Source organism: Flavobacterium sp. FG19, from assembly GCF_057809475.1.
This window is the reverse complement of record NZ_JBMDKA010000027.1, coordinates 52,657-74,135: the sequence shown is the minus strand read 5'-3', so window position 1 is coordinate 74,135 and position 21,479 is coordinate 52,657. Positions and strand designations below refer to the sequence as shown.

General features: G+C 36.8%; 10 protein-coding genes. 8 read left to right on the top strand and 2 right to left on the bottom strand.

What is annotated here, in order from left to right:
* Positions 1-32: 32 nt before the first annotated feature.
* Positions 33-4,103: a hybrid sensor histidine kinase/response regulator transcription factor gene (locus ACODST_RS22270; RefSeq protein WP_488934291.1), complete on the bottom strand. Its 4,071-nt coding sequence runs from the start codon at positions 4,101-4,103 to the stop codon at positions 33-35.
* Positions 4,104-4,848: 745 nt separating this feature from the next.
* Between ACODST_RS22270 and ACODST_RS22265 the strand changes: the two genes are divergently transcribed.
* The 6 genes from ACODST_RS22265 (at position 4,849) to ACODST_RS22240 (ending at position 15,496) form a co-directional block, all read left to right on the top strand.
* A complete protein-coding gene (locus ACODST_RS22265; protein ID WP_488934290.1) occupies positions 4,849-7,791 on the top strand; it encodes a SusC/RagA family TonB-linked outer membrane protein in 2,943 nt (980 codons plus the stop codon).
* Between the two features lie 10 nt (positions 7,792-7,801).
* Complete coding sequence (locus ACODST_RS22260) at positions 7,802-9,409, top strand: RagB/SusD family nutrient uptake outer membrane protein (RefSeq protein ID WP_488934289.1); 1,608 nt, start codon at positions 7,802-7,804, stop codon at positions 9,407-9,409.
* Between the two features lie 29 nt (positions 9,410-9,438).
* Positions 9,439-10,506, top strand: a complete 1,068-nt coding sequence (locus ACODST_RS22255; RefSeq protein ID WP_488934288.1) for a SusE domain-containing protein — start codon at positions 9,439-9,441, stop codon at positions 10,504-10,506.
* 331 nt (positions 10,507-10,837) lie between these two features.
* Positions 10,838-11,935, top strand: a complete 1,098-nt coding sequence (locus ACODST_RS22250; RefSeq protein WP_488934287.1) for a glycoside hydrolase family 53 protein — start codon at positions 10,838-10,840, stop codon at positions 11,933-11,935.
* 3 nt (positions 11,936-11,938) lie between these two features.
* Positions 11,939-12,970, top strand: a complete 1,032-nt coding sequence (locus ACODST_RS22245; RefSeq protein ID WP_488934286.1) for a glycoside hydrolase family 53 protein — start codon at positions 11,939-11,941, stop codon at positions 12,968-12,970.
* 87 nt (positions 12,971-13,057) lie between these two features.
* Complete coding sequence (locus ACODST_RS22240; RefSeq protein ID WP_488934285.1) at positions 13,058-15,496, top strand: DUF4982 domain-containing protein; 2,439 nt, start codon at positions 13,058-13,060, stop codon at positions 15,494-15,496.
* A gap of 203 nt (positions 15,497-15,699) precedes the next feature.
* On the opposite strand, the gene ACODST_RS22235 is transcribed toward ACODST_RS22240, so the two are convergent.
* Complete coding sequence (locus ACODST_RS22235) at positions 15,700-16,446, bottom strand: NUDIX hydrolase (protein WP_488934284.1); 747 nt, start codon at positions 16,444-16,446, stop codon at positions 15,700-15,702.
* 393 nt (positions 16,447-16,839) lie between these two features.
* Here ACODST_RS22235 and ACODST_RS22230 point away from each other — a divergent pair, with 393 nt between their 5' ends.
* Together ACODST_RS22230 and ACODST_RS22225 are read left to right on the top strand one after the other, a co-directional pair.
* Positions 16,840-19,095 carry a TonB-dependent receptor gene (locus tag ACODST_RS22230; RefSeq protein ID WP_488934283.1) on the top strand — a complete coding sequence of 752 codons (2,256 nt, stop codon included), beginning with the start codon at positions 16,840-16,842 and terminating at the stop codon, positions 19,093-19,095.
* 10 nt (positions 19,096-19,105) lie between these two features.
* Positions 19,106-21,418: a glycoside hydrolase family 3 protein gene (locus ACODST_RS22225; RefSeq protein ID WP_488934282.1), complete on the top strand. Its 2,313-nt coding sequence runs from the start codon at positions 19,106-19,108 to the stop codon at positions 21,416-21,418.
* Positions 21,419-21,479 lie beyond the last annotated feature (61 nt).

Here is a 21,479-nt window from a genome sequence, read left to right as displayed (position 1 = left end):
AATAACAGAGCGAACAATTTTTAACTATTTAATTATGTATTGTCTCTTTTTTGAATAATGTTTAGTTCCTTATTAAAAGAGCTTCTGTATTTTTTGATATATTCTGAAGGTTTCATGCCAAAGAGTTTTACGAACTGCTGACGGAAATAGCGCTGATCTTCTATACCTACCTGAGGGCCAACCTGCGCAATATTAATATTTTCGGTAAGCATGATTACTGCGGCCCTGCGGATTCTGATTGACCGGATAAAAACATTTACCGTTTCTCCTGAAATAGCTTTAATCTTTTTGTAAAGACTGGAATGGCTCATGCCCATTGCTGCAGAGAAACTTTTGAGGTTAAATTCGCTGTTTTCAAGATTGGCTTCGACGATTTCGATACATTTATCTAGAAATTCTTTGTATTCGAGAGGCACTTTGTTGATATTTTCATGAAGTGTTATACTGTCCAGGAAATACTTGCGTAACTGTCCTCTTTTTCGAAGAACAGAATCAACTCTGGCCAAAAGTATATCACTGTCAAAAGGTTTGGTAACATAATCATCGGCACCCTCTGTAATACTTTGCAGATGAATATCATTGCTGGTCGTAGCTGTTAGAAGTATTACCGTAATATGACTCAAATCGTCATTTTGTTTGATTTTTTTGCACAATTCCAGACCATTCATACCTTCCATAGAAATATCGCTGAGTACCATATCAGGCATATGTTTCTCAACAAGTTTTAATCCTTCAATACCATTGGCTGCAGAATAAACGATATAGTTTTTTGAGAAAAGCTGTACCAGATAATGATTCATTTCAGGATTGTCTTCAACAATTAACAATACTTTTTTGGTGCTGATTAATTCTTCCTTCAGATTTTCCGGATAGGATGGTTCTGTTCTTTTTTCATATGTATTTTGATGATCAGCAGGCATTCCTTCAAGGAGTTCGCCTACAATTGGAGACATATGCGGCTGCTTGTCGTATATATTCATTTCAGAAAAATGACTACTCCCTTTTGGAAGCTTGATACTAAAGGAAGTACCTTTTCCAACTTCACTTTTGCAGGTTAATTCACCATGATGTTTGTTCACAAAATATTTGGCAATGTAAAGTCCTATTCCAAAGCCATTACTGGTTTTAGACTCAATCTGTTTGAATTTTTCAAAAATAGTATCAATATCATTTTCGTGAATACCGCTTCCGGTATCGGATATAATTATCGAAACATCATTAGTATTTTGAATAATTTCAATGGTTATCGATCCTTTATTAGGGGTAAATTTGAAGGCATTTGAAATTAAATTGAACAGTGTAATCTCTATTTTTTCATAATCACCATATATTTCTGTAGGTGTTTCCTCTTCAATAAACTGGTAATTTAGACTTTTAACAGCTGCCATTTGTGTAAAGCTGTCATAGATTTCTTTACAAAGCAGGTTTAAATTAATCTTCGAAATTTTGAGTTCATCAAGATCTGTTTCCGCTTTTCTAAACAGCAGTAACTGATCGGTAAGACTCAACAGTCGTTTGGCATTTTTATAAGCAAGATTCAGGTCAAGATCATCTTCCGTACGGTTTATTCTTTCAATGGCACTTTTAAGCGGATTGATAATTAACGATAAGGGAGTGCGTAACTCATGAGCCATATAAGTAAACATAGAAAACTGCTTTTCGGCATGTTCCTTATCTTTTTTATGTTCCATTCGGGCAAGCTTTACTTCATAGCGAAGCCTTTCCTTGTTTTTATGATAATCTACGTAGGCATAAATGGTACCAATTGCACCAATTAAATATAAGGCATATGCCCACCATGTTCTGTACCAGGGCGGCAGAATTTTTACTTCTGCCAGTGTGACTTCATTGGTCCAGTTTCCAAAAACATCGGTTGTCTTAACTTTAAAAAGATAAGTTCCCTCAGTAAGTCGGGAATAATTGGCCCTGTTATTCTTCGACGTATAATTCCAGGTTTTATCCCAGCCATCAAGAAAATAAGCCGTATTGATTTTTTCAGAATTGACATAATCAAGGTAAACAAAATCAAAACTTAATGCCGATTTTTCGTAAGGAAGCTCGACACTGCTTATCATTTCGAGTTTTTTTTCTGTTATGTATGGACTGTCTAATGGTAAAGACTGATTGTTTACCAGTAAATCATTTAGTAAAAATCTGCCTGTATTTTTTTTGTCTTTTATATTATCAGGATTAAAAACATTGAATCCGTTTATACCTCCAAAAATGAATTCTCCTGTAGAAAGCTTAGTGCCTGCATTCCAGCTAAATTGAGTGCCCTGCAGTCCGTCAGTCGTTCCAAAATTTCTGAAAGTATCATTCTTTGGATTAAATCTTGAGATTCCGTGATAGGTACTCATCCATAAATTTCCTTCGCGGTCTTCTAAAAGGCGTAGTATTGTATTGCTGGACAGACCATTTTGAGTGGTGTATTTTTTATAAGTTCCTGTTTTTCTGTTAAAAAAAAGCAGACCGCCTTCCACTGTGCCAATCCAAAGATTGTCATTTTTATCTTCAGTTATACATCGGATATTGTAGTCCGAATGATAGTTTTTAACTTTTTTTGTCTTCGCATCAATCTCAAAAAAAGAATTGAATGTTCCGCCCCATATTTTGCCGTCTTTAGTTTCGTACAAACAGGTTACATCCCGCAAAGTATTGTTGTAACAGATAAATTTATTTTGTTTTCTGTCAAATTGATATAATGCGCCTCCATTAGTTACAGCAAGCCACAATGTTTTTCTTGAATCTAAGAAAAGAAGCCATGATTCCTGCTCGGCTTTTTTAGTGTATTGATTATAAATGGAATAATTTTGTATTGCTTTTGATTTTGGGTCGATACGGCATGCACCGCCTTTCCACATGGCCACCCAGATAGCATTGTCAGAATCTCTGACTATGCTGGTAACAAAATTACTTTGAAGTTTTCTGCCCGGAGCTGATGTAGCAGAGTAGACATCGTAAGTATTTTGTTTTCTGTTCCAGTATCGCATTCCGGCACCATCTGTACCTATCCAGATGTTTTTCTTTTCGTCTTCACAGAAAGAAAGCATGAAATTTGCTGCCGGATCTTCATCTTCTTTATTAGTCTGCGGATCCTTGCTTTTAAAATGATTAAAATACAGCGGTTTTTTTCCCATCATACTTACACCTCCGCGCAGGGTCCCAAACCATAATTCCCCGTTTTTACTTTCAAATATATCATAAAGAGATTTACTTTTAAGTAATGAAACAGGTCCGCTTGCCTTATAAGAAACAGGAACCGACTGGTTTTTTGTAATGGTGTACAGGCCGGCACCGTCCGTAGCGATCCAGAGCCTGTTTTCCTGTTGAAAAAAATCACGTACTACCGTTTTTTCCTGAAAGTAATTTTCAGAATAGCTATTCAGTTTCTCATTATATAAGTATGCCCCTTCATCGGAACCAATCCACAGTCCTTCAGTTGTAAGTTTTATACAATTTGCACCTGTAATGGTACGATTGAGCAGTGTTAGTTTTTGTGATTTAATATCATACTGGCAAAGGCCGGTTCCGGTTACAAAAACATAAAATATTTTTTTTTCTGCGTCGTAAGCTATTGAGCGGGCTATGTAATTTAATTTTCCGTTAAAAGGTATTGCCGTTCCAATTTTTTCACCTTCCTTATAAAGTACAATGGCTTCTTTTGCGGCAACAAGTATAAGTTTTTCAGAATGTACAGCAATGATTTCGTAAGCGGTAACTTTTAAAGGTTTTATTTTTTTATTAATGTCATAATATTGCAGCGGACTAAAAGAGGAACGTTCTGCATTAAAAACAACAGGCCCTGCTGTTGTGCCAATCCACAAATTATTTTGATAGTCACCTTCAATACAGCTTATGGCATTTCCCTGAATAGAATTAGGATCAGTATGAATATGACGGTAAATTTTAAAATCATTTCCGTCATAGCGGTTAAGTCCGTCAAAAGTTCCAAACCACATATAACCATTCTGATCCTGATATATGGATGCCACAGAATTATTGGAAAGCCCTGATGAAATATCAAGATGTCTTATTGGGTAATTCTGTCCAAATACCTGTATGGAAAGAAAACTGATAACAAGAAAGGACTTTAGTTTATCCATGGAATTTTTTTTTAAATCTACTGCTTTTTGATATACGGAAAATACAGGGAATGTGATCTCACCCGGATTATTATTTATATCCTTAACAGGCAATCTGCATACTTTGCGAAAATAAGGTATTTATTATATAGTGTGTAAAAATAACATTTGTTTTTTAGCGTAATTACTGTCTCGTTTATATGCATTTTTTCTCCTGTTTTGGATGAAGATTTTGAAATGACGTTATATAAAACTTTTAGAATTTAAACGAAATAAACAAAATTCAGGCTCATTGTTAAATATATTATTATAGTCTCTTATTATTGATTTTGTTGTTTTTTTTAGGGTGAAAAAATGAAGAATATGTTTTTATTGGCTATTAGAGGCAGTCTTTTACGAAATTGTCCCCTTTTATAAATGAATTTTTCCCCGTCTTAAAAACTTGCTGTATCCTTAATTTGCAGTGTGAGTTGATAAGCTATAACGTTTGAAAAAGGATTTTTATATTTTTTCTTTTAAATAGTAAGTCAATGAAAAAAACTAACAATTATCTTAACCAAAAACAATTTAAACATGACCCGTATTCCTCTTAAAATTTACTGAAAGAAAACATAACAGATTTATTTGAAGAAGTCTGTTAAACGATTTCTAAGACTATAGTTTTAAAGAAAACAAATGCTGTTTCTTTAAAGCCATATCGCTTTGACCACTTTAAAACCAACTTAAATTTACAAAAACTAACTTAAACCAAACCAATTAAAAAAGTATGAAAAGAACTAAAAACAACTTTTTGCTTTTATTACTCTTACTTCCTTTTTGTGTTTTTGCTCAGAACACAATCAGCGGTGTCGTCTTGGAAAAGGGTTCCCAACAACCCATACCGGGAGCTAACATAAGAGTATTAGGTGTTAATAGCAGCACCTCTACTGACTTTGACGGGAAATTTCAATTATCCGGAATAAAAGCAGATAGTAAAATTATAATTTCATTCACGGGTTATGTCAATCAGACTGTTACAGTTGGAGGGCAGAAAAACGTAACGGTATATCTTGAAGAAGATACAAATCAGTTAAAAGAAGTAGTTGTTCAGGTAGGATATGGAAGCGTTAAAAAGAAAGACGCTACAGGATCTGTTACAGCCCTTACTACAAAAGACTTTAATAAAGGAAATAATATTACAACAGAAAACCTTCTTAACGGAAGGGTGGCTGGTTTAACAGTAAATTCAACGGGTGCTCCGGGTTCCAGTTCCCAAATCAGAATCAGGGGAGGAAGTTCCCTTTTCGCCAGTAATGATCCGCTTATTGTAATCGACGGACTGCCTCTTGATAATGCAACCAATACTGGTTCTTCTTCCTTTTTGGCCTCATTAAACCCGGCAACAGTTGAATCGATCACGGTTTTAAAAGATGCATCGGCTTCTGCAATTTACGGTTCCCGTGCTGCAAATGGTGTCATTATCATTACCACTAAAAAAGGAAGCAAAACCTTATCTGTAGATTATAATGTACAATATGCTGCGGGAAGACTGACCAAAACGGTTGATGTTTTTAGTGCAGACGAATTTAGAAGCGTTATTGCAGACAGAAGAAGCGATGACCTTGATAAACTTGGAACGGCCAATACAGACTGGCAGCGTGCCATTTACAGAAAAACCGGAACAGTAGATCAGAGTTTAGCGGTGAGAGGGAATTTATTCGATATTATTCCAACAAGCTTAACCCTGGGAAATACAGATCAGCAGGGCTTGAGATTAACAAATGAATTCAAAAGAAACACTGTTGGTTTAGTAATGAATCCGGCATTCCTGGACAATCATTTAAAGTTAAGACTTTCGGCCAATTATACAGACGAAATAAACCGATTTACAGATGCTGTTGAAGGAGCTGCGATTGGTTTTGATCCAACACAGCCTATAAAAGTAGAAGGTGCTCCTTACGGTGGCTATTTTGAATATACTACCGGTGTTGATGCCAACGGAAATTACCCGTTAGTATCTACTGCGGCAAGAAATCCGGTTTCACAATTACTGAATACAAATGACAGGGGAACAAATAAAAGAATTTTCGGGAATTTTGAAATCGATTATAAATTCCATTTTCTTCCTGCTTTACGAGCCGTTGTAAATGTTGGTTTTGATGAATCGAATGGAGAAAGAAGAAGACTGGTTGGTGCTGATGCCGGTTCTGCTCCGTCAAACAACAATATTCCGTATGGTACAAATGAATATACAGAAGCGACCAGAAGAAATAAATTACTGGACACTTATTTAGTATATAACAAAACGTTCAATTCTTTGAATTTTGAAATGACTGGTGGTTACTCGTATCAAAAATTTCAAAGTTCAAGATATGAAACCGGAAACGTTTTAAATCCGGATCTTCCTTCAACATTTCCTGAAACTACGCTGGATACAGATGTGGTTTTATTAGGCTTTTTTGCCAGAACAAATTTAAACTTCAGAGACAAATATTTATTAACGCTGTCCTACAGAAGAGACGGTTCATCAAGATTTGAAGAAGCAAACCGCTGGGGGAATTTTCCTTCTGCCGCTTTTGCCTGGAAAATGAAAGAAGATTTCTTTAAAGACAGTAAAACATTATCAGACTTAAAACTTAGACTGAGTTATGGTATAACCGGGCAGCAGGATATTCCTGAACCAAACGGGTACCTGCAGAAATACCAGGTTGGAGGCGGAAATTCCGAGTATTATTTTGGAGACAGCCCGGTTCCGGTTGCGCTTCCTTCAAAAAGAACCAACAATCTGAAATGGGAACAAACCACGTCATACAATGCAGGTCTTGATTTTGGATTTTTAGAAAATCGTTTATCTGCCGGATTGGATGTATATTACAAAGAGTCTAAAGATTTATTGGTAAATGCTGCTATATCTGATGGTAGTAACTTCTCCAACCGCGTGTACCAGAATGTGGGAAGTTTTACCACAAAAGGAGTCGAGTTTACCCTGAACGCAAATGCCGTTAAAACAGAAAATTTTAACTGGAACATGAATTTTAATATTGCCAAATTCGAAAGAAGAATCAAAAATCTGGTTAACGGAACCGATATCTTTTTAGGAGACAATATTGCAGGAACAGGAACTCCGGGGCAGATTTTCAGAGAAGGTTACACACCGTATTCATTCTACGTATACAAACAATTATACAACAATGAAGGAAAACCAATAGAAGGTGCTTTCGCAGATTTAAATGGTGATAATATTAAAAATGATTCGGATAAATACATTTACAACAATCCGGATCCGGATTTTACATTAGGATTTGCATCGAACATGAATTACAAAAAGTTTGACTTTTCATTCAATTTAAGAGCAAGTATCGGGAATCGAATTTTTAATGCTGTAGATGCCAGCAGAGCGCAGTATGATGCTATGGAAAACGGAGGAGTTTTAAGTAATATTCCTTCACAGATAACCGAAACTAATTTTCAGACCACTTCCAATGTATTGTTATCAGATCTGTATATTGAAAATGCTTCTTTCTTAAAATTAGACAATATTACGTTAGGATATACTTTATCGAACTGGTTAAACAGTAAAGCTTCATTAAGAGTATCAACGGGAGTTCAGAACGTTTTTGTAATTACAAAATACAGCGGTTTAGATCCTGAAATTACAAATAACGGAGTAGATAAAACCATTTATCCAAGACAACGATCAATCTTATTTGGTCTTAATCTTAAATTTTAATAGCGAAATCATGAAAAAATATATAGTACTAACAATAACGGCACTGACTGTAATTTTTCAGTCGTGTACAGATGATTTAAATGTAGTCTCAAAAGATGACGACGTTCTTTCTTCTGATGTATTATTTTCTACTCCTGACGGATACAAAAAAGCATTTGCGGGAGTGTACGGAAATTTAACATTAACCGGGGTTTTGGGACCTGATAACTCTTCACTGGAAGGAGTAGATGCAGGAACAAGCCAGTTTACCAGATGTTTATTATACCTGCAGGAATTAACAACAGACGAGTTGGTGTGGAGTTATGAAAATGACGGAGGAACAGCAGAATTACAGCGTAATATCTGGACACCTGCAAATCCGGTTATTTTAGGGATGTTCAGCAGAACGATGGTTTCTGTGGCTTATGCAAATGAGTTTTTACGTCAGAGTACACCGGAAAAATTAAGTTCCAGAGGGATAACAAATGCTGCGACTTTGGCCGATATCGCACTTTATCGTCAGGAGGTTCGTGTTTTAAGAGCATATGCCTATTACAACATGATGGATTTGTTTGGAAAAGCACCTATGTATACCGAAAATGATCCCGTAAATTTTACCGGACCTGAATTTAACCGAAAACAATTATTTGATTTTATCGAAGGTGAATTAAAAGCCGTTCTGCCTGATTTAAAAGCTCCCAGAACAAACGAATACGGAAGAGTAGATCAGTCTATGGCACGTATGGTTCTGGCTAAGATGTATTTGAATGCCCAGGTGTATATTCAGGCCAATCGTTTTGATGACTGTATCACAATGTGTAACGAAATTATCGACGGCGGTTATACACTGAAACCAAAATACCTGGACAATTTTAAGGCAGACAATAACACTTCTCAGGAAATTATTTTCGGAATCCAGTCAGATGGAGCCGTTTCTCAAAACTGGGGTGCAACGACTGTGTTAACGAACGGACAAATTGGTGCCTGGGAAAATAATGGTGCCGACTTTGGAATTGGCGGCTGGACAGGAGCACTAAGAATCAGAAAAGAATTTGCCCAAAAATTTGATGGGGCAAAATTCAGCCAGGATACCAGAAATACCATTGGAAAAGGTGTTCAGGGCGATCCGGCAAAACAGAGATCGATTGATATTGAAGATATTGGGGTAAAAACACAAGGATATATTTTATCGAAGTTTTCTAATAAAACGTCTGCAGGAGTTAACGGAATAAGTTCTACTTATGCTGATACTGATTTCCCATTATTCAGATTAGCCGATGTGTATTTAATGTATGCAGAAGCCACTTTAAGAGGCGGAAACGGGACAACTGCCCAGGCATTAAGTTATGTAAATGCTTTAAGACAGAGAGCCAATAATAATGCAGCTATCGGGAACATTACTTTAAGTGAATTAACGCTTGATTTTTTAATTGATGAAAGAGCAAGAGAATTACACTGGGAAGCGCACCGAAGACAAGATTTAATTCGTTTTGGGAAATATACCGGAGGATCTTATAACTGGGCCTGGAAAGGAAATTCTTCAAAAGGAATCGCTATTCCTTCTTATATGAGTGTTTTTCCTATTCCGGAAGGATCTTTGGGAGCCAATAGAAATTTGACTCAAAACACAGGTTATTAAAACTTTTTTAAACTTAAACGATACACAAAATGAAACTTATATATAAACTATTTATTGCAGTAGCAGTACTTACAGGATTTTGGTCTTGTGAAAACGAAGAAAATCTAATGATCTTAGAGCCTCAGGAAGCGGCTTTTGCTTTGATAACTCCGGAAAGCGGTTCTTCTGTCATTTTAAGTAAAGACACACCAAACAATACAGCTTTAACTTTTACCTGGGAAAAAGTAAGTTACGGAACCCCAACGATTGTTACCTATACCGTACAATTTGCGGCAAGTAATACAGAGTTTGCAGCACCCGTAGATATTACCACTTCTACCACTACCCATGCTTCTATTACCGTAGCAGAACTGAATGCAAAAGCACTGGAGCTGGGATTGGTTTCTGAGGAAGAAGGTACTATCGATATCAGAATTAAGTCTACTGTTGGAACAACGCTTTCTGAACCAAAATTCTCAACACCAATTACAATCAGCGTAACACCTTACAGAGGAGAACTTCCTAAAAAAGATTTGTTTTTAGTAGGACCTGGTACTGCGGCAGGATGGAGTGTAACCAGTAACAACATGCCTATTTACAGAGATCCAAAAGAAAATGCAAAACATTATTATACAGGATTTTTTAATAAAGACGGATTTAAATTAATAGAACAGATTGGTTTCTGGGCTCCGGCTTACGGAACAAACGGTGCTAAAGTACAATACAGAGCAACCGAAAGTGATACCGATCCGGGTGTTTTCCCTACAGCTGCTGCAGGTTATTACAGTTTTGAACTTAATATCGAAGATTTAACCTATAAAATTACGCCTTATACAGGACCAATGACCACTTATGCAACCATTGGTCTGACCGGATCAGTGTTAACAGGTGATGATGCGGGATGGAATACAGAAGTGCCTTTAGTGAAATCTGATTTTGACGGTCATATCTGGAAAGTTACCCAAACATTAAAAGCCGGAAAAATGAAATTCAAAGCCAATAACAGCTGGGATGTAAACTGGGGAGATAATGGCGGCGACATTATTGTTGAGGCAGGAAAATATGAAATCTGGTTCAATGACTTGGATGGTCGTTATATGTTCATAACAACTCCATAAATCAGAATTAAAAAATAAGAGAGGCTGTCCGAAAAGGATTGGACAGGAAAAACGCTTCGGAGAAGCGAAATATTTGTAGAAATTCATTTATGTCAATATAAAAGAGCTCCAGCGGAGCGAAATATACAGTTTCTGTAGAAAAAATGGCGCTCCGCCGGAGCTTTGCTGTCGATAATAATTCAATTTCTACAAATATTTCGCTCCTCCGGAGTTCATTAAAATATACAGGTATAAAAACAGAATAGACTGTCTAATGCATTTCGGTCAGCTTCTTTTTTACATTAAAAGAACTTATTTTAAATTCAAAATTTCAATTATTAGAACTCCTATCATGAAAAAATATATAAAACTTTTTGGGTTACTGGCTATAACGGCAATTCAGTTCTCATGTTCAGGTAATGATTCTGAAGATACAGAAGCGGTTAACCCTCCAGATGCATCAGATACTTTTATCAGGGCTTCAGATGTTTCTTTTCTTCCTCAGATGGAATCTCTGGGGACTAAATTTTACAGTAACGGCAAAGCCGAAGGAATGCTTACCACTCTAAAAAATGCAGGCTGTAATACCGTTCGTATTCGCTTATGGAAAAATCCGGTAAACGGACGTTCCGGTTTTGAAGAAGTAAAACAATTGTCTAAAAAAGCAAGACAGGCTGGTTTAAGAGTCTGGCTCACTGTACACTATTCTGATAATTGGGCCGATCCGGCAATTCAGACTATTCCTCAGGAATGGAAGAATTTATCTTTTACAGAATTAAAAACAGCAGTTTCAGATTATACAACAGCAATAGTTACAGAAATCAATCCGGATATTATTCAGATTGGTAATGAAATCAACAGCGGATTATTATGGCCGAAGGGAAATTTAATCAGCAATGAACAACAATGTATCGCTTTATTAAGTGCCGCGAGTGCCGCAGTTCGCAATAAAGCGCCTAACACCAAAATAATGATTCACTATGCAGGTGTAAATGGCGGTGGTACCGATTGGTTTTTTACCAAAATGAAAACTATTGATTATGATTATATAGGATTGTCGTACTATCCTGTCTGGCATGGTAAAGACTTAACAACAGTAAAAAATACCATTGACGCTCTGGGAACGAAATTTGGTAAAAAAGTGCTGATTGCAGAAACTGCTTATCCTTTTACCTTATTGTATAACGATCAGACCAGCAATATTGTAGGTACAAGCGACCAGCTGGTTCCGGGATATCCGGCAACTCCGGCTGGACAAAGAAATTTTATCACGGATATTAAAAACATCGTAAAAACATCACAATACGGACAGGGATTTGCTTATTGGGGCGGCGAATGGGTTGCTTTTAAAGGTCAGCAGTCCACAAGTGGGTCTACATTCGAAAATCAGGCCCTGTATAGTTTTGATAACAATGCCTTATCAGTAATGCAGGCTTTCAGCAAAGACTAAAACATGAAAAAATCTCTCAAAATTATCTCTTTTTTAATGCTCATTAGTATTGCTTTTACTTCGTGTAAATCAAAAATGATCAGCGAAAAAAACTCCTTTTCAAAAGGAGCAGATGTAGGCTGGCTGCCGCAGATGGAAGCAACAGGTTATAAATTTTATGATGCAGACGGTTCTCAAAAAGACTGTCTGCAATTATTAAAAGACCGGGGTATAAACACCATAAGGTTAAGAGTCTGGGTAAATCCAAATGATGATAAAGCCAGCGGCCACTGCAGTCCCGAAGAAACGGTTGTTATGGCAGTTCGTGCACAAAAAATGGGAATGCGTATCATGATTGATTTTCATTACAGCGATTCCTGGGCAGATCCCGGCAAACAAAATAAACCTGCCGCCTGGGCAAAACATTCTTTTCCGGAATTGTTAACCGATGTTTATCAACATACTTATGATGTTTTGAAAATGTTGAAAAAAGCAGGAGTAACTCCGGAATGGGTTCAGGTTGGAAATGAAATTCCGGGCGGGATGCTTTGGCCGGAAGGCAGCACCGATAATTTTAATCAACTGGCACAGCTGCTTAATAAAGGATATGAAGCCACAAAAGCTGTTGATCCAAAAATGAAAGTAATTGTTCATTTGGATGAAGGAAATAAAAGTGAAAAATTCAGATGGTTTTTTGATAAAGCAGCCGAAAATAAGGTAAAATATGATGTAATTGGTTTGTCGTATTATCCATACTGGATTAAAACCGATTATCAGAGTACTATTCTGGATTTAGAAAATAATCTAAAAGATATGGCTTCACGTTACAATAAAGAAGTTATGGTCGTTGAAGTCGGTGGTGATTACGAAGCAGTACAAAACACCAAAGAACTGCTCGAAGCAACTATAAAAGCCGTAAAAAGTGTACCTGATAACAAAGGTTTAGGCGTTATTTACTGGGAACCGCAAGGCGAAAAGAGCTGGAGCGGTTATCAGCTTAATGCCTGGCTTCCTGGCGGAAAACCTTCTCCAGCATTAGATGCTTTCAAAAATTAAATAAAAAATTAAATTTCACCATTAAGATAGTAAGAGATTTAAGCTTTATGAACTTAATTTCTTAATGGTAAAAGAATAAATAGAAAAATGAACTTAATTTCTAAATCAGTACTATTCCTGTTTTTACTTCTTTTTTCATCCGGAAAAATGATGTCTCAATCTACTACAGTTGTTTTAAAAGAAAACTGGCGCTTTTCCAAAGACGTAAAAGGAGATGCTTTTTCGGTAGATTTTGATGCTTCAAAATGGGAAAAAGTCAGTGTGCCGCACGATTGGGCAATTTATGGACCTTTTGATAAAAAATGGGACATTCAAACAGGAATTATTGAACAAAATGGCGAAAAAGAAGCGACTGAAAAAACCGGAAGAACGGGTGCGCTGCCCCATATCGGAACGGGTTGGTATCGTAATACATTTTCTATTCCCCAGTTCAAAAAAGGAAAAAAAGCATTTCTTATTTTTGAAGGAGCGATGAGCGAGCCTCAGGTCTTTTTAAATGGAAAAAAAGTAGGGAACTGGGGATACGGATACAGTTATTTTTATATTGACATAACCAATGATCTTATGGCTGGTTCTGAAAATGTTTTAGCTGTCAAACTGACCAATGAACCTTATTCTTCAAGATGGTATCCCGGAGCAGGACTTTACAGAAATGTTAGTGTTGTAATAAAAGAAGAAGAAAGTTTTGCACAATGGGGCACTTTTATTACCACTCCCGAAATGAAAGGTGATAATGCTGTTGTTGATATCAAAGCAGAGGTTCCTGGAAGTAATGTATCAATGATTACCGAGATAAAGGATGCCGCTAATAATGTAGTTGCTGTAAAAAAGGGAGCAGAAATGAAAGAGGGGAAATTCCATCAGATTATTGAAGTGGCCCAGCCTCATTTATGGAGCCCTGAAACCCCTTATTTGTATACAGCAGTAACCAAACTATATGCGGCCGACGGAACTTTAAAAGATGAACAAAATATAAAATTTGGAATCAGATTTATTAAATATGAACCTAATAAAGGATTCAGTCTTAACGGTAAAATAACCAAATTTAAAGGCGTTTGTCTTCATCATGATTTGGGGCCTCTGGGTGCAGCCATAAACAAAGCGGCACTTCGCAGACAGTTGACAATTCTAAAAGATTTAGGATGCAACGCAATCCGCAGTTCTCATAACATGCCCTCTTTTGAACAGCTAGAACTGGCAGACGAAATGGGATTTATGTTTCTGGCAGAAAGTTTTGATGAATGGGCAAAGCCAAAAGTAGAAAACGGATATCACCGTTTTTTTGAACAATATGCAGAAAAAGATATTGTGAATTTAGTGAGGGCGACACGTAATCATCCTTGTATTGTAATGTGGAGTTCAGGAAATGAAGTTCCGGATCAATGGGGAGCAGAAGGGGTAAAACGCGCCAGATGGCTCCAGGATATTTTTCACCGTGAAGATCCTACAAGACCCGTAACTGTTGGTATGGATCAGGTAAAGGCAACTATGGAATCTGGCTTTGGAGCTTTACTTGATATTCCGGGATTAAATTATAGAGTGCATCTTTATGAAGAAGCATATAAAACATTTCCGCAAGGATTTATATTAGGTTCAGAAACAGCTTCAACTGTGAGTTCAAGAGGAATTTATAAGTTTCCTGTAGTTCAGGCAAAGAATAAAGAATACGATGATTTTCAAAGTTCTTCTTATGATTTAGAAGCCTGCAGCTGGTCGAATGTTCCAGATGACGATTTTGTACTTCAGGATGACAAACCGTGGGTTATAGGAGAATTTGTCTGGACTGGTTTTGATTATTTGGGAGAACCAACTCCGTATGATGAAAAATGGCCGTCAAGAAGTTCTTATTTCGGAATTTCAGATTTAGCCGGACTTCCTAAAGACCGTTTTTATCTGTACAGAAGCAGATGGAATACAAAAGATAAAACGCTTCACATTCTGCCGCACTGGAACTGGAAAGGAAGAGAAGGCGAAATTACGCCCGTTTTCGTTTACACCAATTACGACAGCGCTGAGCTTTTTGTAAATGGAAAAAGTATGGGAATTCAGAAAAAAAACAATTCAACTCCGCAGAATCGTTACAGATTAATGTGGAACGATGTTAAATATGAACCCGGAACAGTAAAAGTAGCTGCATTTGATTCAAATGGAAAAATAGCGGCAGAAAGTGAAATTAAAACCTCCGGAGATCCCTATAAAATTGTATTAGATGCCGATCGCAAAGCAATTAAAGCAGATGGAGATGATATTTCTTTTGTGACCGTTTCGGTAGTAGATAAAAACGGAATTCCATGCCCTGCGGCTGTGAATGAACTGCAGTTTAAAGTTACCGGAGCCGGAACTTACAGAGCAGCTTGTAATGGCGATGCGACATCATTAGAAATATTTCATGAGAATAAAATGAAGCTTTTCAGCGGTAAGCTGGTAGTCTTAGTCAAAGCCCTTAAAACTCCCGGCGCAATACAATTGGAAGTAACCGGAAAAGGACTTAAAAAAGCGATAATAGATTTAAAGTCAGAACTTTGATTTTGAAGCCATAAAAGTTTTTTGCGAGAGGACAAATCACTAGTAAAATGCTTTTTCAGAACCTGAAATAAAATCAGAAAAAAACCGAATTCAGTATACTGAATTCGGTTTTTTTATTAGAGGATTTAACAAGTCAGAATTAGTTTAACCGTCTTCAATATGTTTTAAACATAAAACAGTTTTTCTATTACTTACAAAAAAAATTACCAGTTTCCCTGTAAACCTTCTTTTAAGGCACTGTTGTATTTTTCCAAATCAAAACTGTACAAATCGGGGGCTTTGTGCGCACCGCCTTTACGGGATTCGTCTAGTTTCGTCAAAATATCATAACGAAGAATTTTTCTGTAAAAATTGCCGCGGTTCAGTTTTTTTCCTAAAATACCTTCATATAATTTCTGTAATTCCGGCATCGTAAATTTCTCTGGAAGAAGACTATAGCCGATAGGATGATTGTTTAACTGCTCTCTCAAAGTAATTAAAGCTTTATCAAAAATGGCCCTGTGATCCATCATAAATTCAGGAAGATTTTCTATCGAATGCCATTTAACAATGCTCGAAAATTCATCAATATCCATTTTTACCTGACCATGTTCTGCTAAAGCATAATATCCAATAGAAATAAAACGCTGTTTGTGCCACATATTGTCATCATAATCCTGAAAAGCAAACTCAGAACGGTTTAAGTTTCCGAAAGTGTAAAATTGCTGCAGATAAATATTTTCGGTCCCGGTTCTGTCTTTCAATATGCGAATCGCCGCATCGTCAACATTTTCAAGTTTTTCGACATAACCGCCAGGGAGTCCCCATTCTTCACGGTCTCTTAATTTTAAAAGTAAAACCTGAAGTTCATTTTCGTGAAAACTGAATATGACGCAGTCAATAGAAAGAGTCGGAATAAATCTTTTCCAGGACTCTTCGGAACGTTTTTCGAGTAATTTTTTGAAATCCATGATGGTAGAATTAGCTTCAAATTTAAACTTTTTAATCCGTACGAGTCAAATTGTCTAAGTTTTTTCTGTCTTTTTAAAACACATCACAAATTTAGCCTTTGATGTGTTTTTTTTATTTCTCCTTTCAAAACGTTTTTGCGTTTTTCTCATTTTCAAATCTATTTTTTTCAACAATTACAATGCTTTACGCAAACGAGGTAGTTTTTTTGAAGTGTTAATTTAACATTTTCAAGATAATAGCTTTTAGTTGTTTTTATGGAATTTATAAAGGCTATTTTATGCGAAAATGAAAATAATAACAGTAATAATTTGTTGAAATGAGAAATAGTAATTAATATTGCTTCATTATGAAGCAATGAAAAATTCATAATGACAACCTAACTTAAACTACTCATGAAAAAATTAATTATCACGACCATCTGCCTGGCTTTTTTTCCAGCTTTTGATGCCTTTTCGCAAGAAGATAAAAAACAACAAGCCACAGATTCAATTAAAAAAACTACCAAAATTGTAGAATCAGACACTAAAGAAGAAAAAAATAGAAATGTTATGCTTAATGCGGCCAACAACACTGGCCCGCGTGATGTAAATATCGGGTTGCCGTCAACTGTGGGCGGTATCACGATTCAGGAAAATGATTTACCAGTGGTTTATTATTTCTGGCCAGAACTGCCAAACCGTACTTGGAGACAAAGCACGAGTTTAGGACGCACCGGATTATTAAAAATTGGAGAAGCAGCCATTACCACCGGAGATTTGGGATTTGCTGTTAATTCTTATACCAAACTCGGAACAGACAAACTGGAAGTCGTGGGGAATTTTTCAGGTTCCAGTTTCGGATGGATGAAAGGCGACCTAAATGTTTCCGGGCCGTTAGCAAAAGGCTGGTCCTATACAATGGGCGCTTATGCCAATTTTGATCCAAACTCTTTCGATTTAAAATTTGCCAAATATTCAGATCGTACACAAATTTACAGAGCAGGTTTAACCAAGAAATTCAATAACGGAAAAGGACAAATCAGCTTTTTGTATAAATATGCCAATTCAGCTTCGTTAACAAATTATGCTGTTTTCAGATACAAAGAAGGCGGAAAAGTAGAAGAATACAACGACTTTAAAATTGGACGTGATTCGTACATTGTTAATGACGGAATCATGAAGTTTAAAGACATCATGACGGGTGAAACGAAATTTGCAGATATGAGCGGAAGCGATGCAGCATCGACTTCTCACACTTTTGATATCTTAGGAAATTATGATTTAGCGAATGACTGGAAATTCAATTTCACAACTCGTTTTCGTTATGCCGAAGCTTCTCAGTTAATCGCTATTCCACTTGGAATTTTTGAAGCAACCGCTGCTGATAATTTCACCTACAAATCGAATGGGAATGCTTACGTTGGTAATGTAAATTCTATGCTGGGATTATACACAGACGGAACACCGACGAAAACGGCAATGTCAAGATTTGAAATCACCAAAAACGAAGAAAAACATAAATGGAGATTTGGTTTAATGGAATACTATTATCAGGTAGATGATTTTACGTCAAGCCGTTCTTTCTTTAACCAAACAGTAAGTGCCAACCCTGATAAATTGGTTCGTAACACACCAGGCGGAACTTCTAACACAGATGCTGACGGATTTTACAACTACAATGTCGGAGGTGAATACCACAATGGTTTCGAAAACAAATTATCCGGATATTTCTCCGATAACTGGACCATTACAGACCGTTTGAGTTTAGCTTACGGAGTGAATTTAAGATACCACAAATTAAAAGGAGACTATTACTTAACGCCAAGAACGCCAGATTTAATATTTGATCCAGGTCAGAAAACCTATTTTGATAACAATTGGTTTCATTTGGGAGGTTCTATTAATGCGGTTTACAAAGTAACCAAAAGAGCCGGAGTTCTAGCCGACTTTACTTACACAGAAAAAAACGGACAGTTAGAAAGTTATTCAGGAGCGGTAGCGCCTAATAATGCGAAATCAAAAAGTCCATTGGCAGCGTTCGGATTGTATTTCAATCATGATAAATTCAGTATCGTTTCTCAGGCAACTTATTTAACTCGAAATAATTATTTAGCAAGATTAAATTTAGTGAATCCGGCAGATGCCACTCAGTCAGAAGTAGCGACTGTTTTCTATGATATCCAGACTTTAGGATGGACAACAGATATTGTGGCAACGCCATTTAAAGGATTTAATCTGCATTATTTAATTACGTTTCAGGATCCGGTTTACAAAAATTATGATTTTGCTGCTTTTGGAAACAACTATTCTTATAACGATAAAAACGTATTGGAAATTTCTAAGGTTTTAATGGAAATTGATCCAAGTTATACGTATAAAGATTTCAAATTTTGGGCAAGTTTCAGATACTTCAGCAAGCAGTATGCGAACCAGACCAATGCCTTATATTTTGCGCCAAGATGGGAAACCTTTGGAGGTGTAAACTACAAAATCAACAATCATTTTGATATCGGCTTGACCGCAGTAAACTTCTTGAATCAGACAGGAGCAAAAGGGACAATCAACGGAGCAGAATTAATTACAGACGCTTCAGGTTATTACGATCAGCTTTTGGTTGGATCATACATTCGTCCATTCACTTTAGAAGCTTCACTTAATTTCAGATTCTAAATTTCATTCTATGAAAAAAATAGTCATAACTGCCGCTTTCGCTTTTTTTCTAAGCGTAACGATGCAGGCACAACAAGGAAATTTTACTATTGTTAAAAATAATAAAGGTGCAGATTTGGGATATTCTCCTGAATCTGGCATCAAAATATTGACGGTTAACGGTAAAAAGTTTAAGGATTTAAACAAAAACGGAAAACTGGATAAATATGAAGATTGGCGCCTTTCGGCAGATGAAAGAGCCAAAGATTTAGCTTCCAAAATGTCGGTGGAGCAAATTGCGGGATTGATGCTTTACAGTCGTCATCAGGCTTTACCAGCTGGAGTTTCAGGTTATAATGCAGGAACTTACAACGGAAAAATTTTTCCGGAAAGCAATGCCAAAGCTTCTGACTTAACCGATCAGCAGAAAGCCTTTTTAAAAGAAGATAATCTGCGTCACGTTTTAATTACAAGTGTTCAGACTCCAGAAACGGCGGCTTTGTGGAATAATAATATGCAGGCTTTTGTAGAAGGAATTGGTTTAGGAATCCCAAGTAATACCAGTACAGATCCGCGTCATACTGCGAATGTGACATCTGAGTTTAATGCTGGGGCAGGAGGAACGATTTCCATGTGGCCAGACGGATTGGGAATGGCTTCGACTTTTGATCCAAAAATTGTAGAACAGTTTGGACAAATTGCAGCTAAAGAATATCGTGCCTTAGGAATTGCAACAGCACTTTCTCCACAGATAGATTTAGGTTCTGAGCCAAGATGGTACAGAATTTCAATGACTTTTGGCGAAAGCCCAGCTCTAACAAGAGATATGGGAAGAGCTTACATTGACGGATTCCAGACTTCTTACGGAAAAGACGAAATCAAAGAGGGTTGGGGTTACAAAAGTGTAAACGCCATGGTAAAACACTGGCCGAGTGGTGGTGCTGAAGAAGGCGGACGCGACGGACACTGGGCTTACGGAAAATTTGCGGTTTATCCGGGAAATAATCTACAGCAGCATATCGATCCGTTTATTAATGGGGCTTTTAAACTAAAAGGAAAAACAAGCAAAGCTTCGGCAGTGATGCCTTATTATACCATCACTTTTGATCAGGATAAAAAATACAACGAAAACGTAGCCAATGGTTACAGCAAATATATTATTACCGATTTACTGCGAGATAAATACGGTTATGATGGCGTAGTCTGCACCGATTGGTTGGTAACGGGTGACGAAGGAAAAACACCGAATCTTTTTGCAGGAAAACCTTGGGGAGTGGAGAATCTTTCTATAAATGACAGACATTACAAAGCGATTATTGCGGGAGTAGATCAGTTTGGAGGAAATAATGATAAAATGCCAGTTTTAGCAGCTTATGAAATGGGCGTAAAAGAATTTGGAGAATCTTTTATGAGAGCTCGTTTTGAAAGATCGGCTGTTCGATTATTAAAGAATATTTTCAGAGTGGGTCTTTTTGAAAATCCCTATTTGAATGTAGCAGAAACGAAAGCAGTTGTCGGAAATCCTGAATTTATGAAAGCAGGATATGAAGCACAATTGAAATCGGTTGTTTTATTGAAAAACAAAGCAGCGGTTCTGCCTGTAAAAGAAAAGAAAACCGTTTTTATTCCAAAGATTTATACCGCTTCAACCAAAGACTGGTGGGGCGTTGCGAGTCAGCCAAAACTAGAAAATCCTGTAAATCTGGAATTGGTTAAGAAATATTACAATGTTACCGAAGATCCATCAAAAGCAGATTTTGCGATTGTTTTTGTAACGAGTCCGTTGAGTTTAGAAGGCGGTTATGATTTAAAAGACAGACAAAACGGAAGCAATGGTTATGTACCGATTTCCCTTCAATACGGAACGTATACCGCAACGGAAGCCAGAGCAAAAAGTATCGCGGCCGGAGATCAGGTTATCGATCCAACGATTAAAGACAGAACCTATAAAAACAAAACCGTTACCGCTGCCAATACAATGGATTTGAGAACGATTCTCGATACCAAAGACATGATGAACGGCAAACCGGTTATTGTTTCGGTTACTGCTTCAAAACCAATGATTTTTAATGAATTCGAAAAACAGGTTGACGGAATTGTATTGAATTTTGGAGTTTCTTCTCAGGCTGTTTTGGATATTATTTCAGGAAAAACAGAACCTTCAGGATTGCTTCCGGTACAAATGCCAGCCAATATGGAAACGGTTGAAAAACAATTCGAAGATGTTCCTTACGATATGATTCCACACAAAGACAGCGAAGGAAATGTGTATGATTTTGCTTTTGGATTGAACTGGAAAGGAGTTATTAAAGATGCTAGAACGGAAACTTACAAGAAGCAGTAATTTTTTATACCATTTTATTAAACCTGACAGGTTTTAAAAACCTGTCAGGTTTGCTCAGTAA

What these genes read in the sequence shown, in the direction of transcription:
- ACODST_RS22270 (WP_488934291.1), bottom strand. Translation starts at nt 4,103, where the DNA reads ATGGATAAACTAAAGTCCTTTCTTGTTATCAGTTTTCTTTCCATACAG.
- ACODST_RS22265 (WP_488934290.1), top strand. Translation starts at nt 4,849, where the DNA reads ATGAAAAGAACTAAAAACAACTTTTTGCTTTTATTACTCTTACTTCCT.
- ACODST_RS22260 (WP_488934289.1), top strand. Translation starts at nt 7,802, where the DNA reads ATGAAAAAATATATAGTACTAACAATAACGGCACTGACTGTAATTTTT.
- ACODST_RS22255 (WP_488934288.1), top strand. Translation starts at nt 9,439, where the DNA reads ATGAAACTTATATATAAACTATTTATTGCAGTAGCAGTACTTACAGGA.
- ACODST_RS22250 (WP_488934287.1), top strand. Translation starts at nt 10,838, where the DNA reads ATGAAAAAATATATAAAACTTTTTGGGTTACTGGCTATAACGGCAATT.
- ACODST_RS22245 (WP_488934286.1), top strand. Translation starts at nt 11,939, where the DNA reads ATGAAAAAATCTCTCAAAATTATCTCTTTTTTAATGCTCATTAGTATT.
- ACODST_RS22240 (WP_488934285.1), top strand. Translation starts at nt 13,058, where the DNA reads ATGAACTTAATTTCTAAATCAGTACTATTCCTGTTTTTACTTCTTTTT.
- ACODST_RS22235 (WP_488934284.1), bottom strand. Translation starts at nt 16,446, where the DNA reads ATGGATTTCAAAAAATTACTCGAAAAACGTTCCGAAGAGTCCTGGAAA.
- ACODST_RS22230 (WP_488934283.1), top strand. Translation starts at nt 16,840, where the DNA reads ATGAAAAAATTAATTATCACGACCATCTGCCTGGCTTTTTTTCCAGCT.
- ACODST_RS22225 (WP_488934282.1), top strand. Translation starts at nt 19,106, where the DNA reads ATGAAAAAAATAGTCATAACTGCCGCTTTCGCTTTTTTTCTAAGCGTA.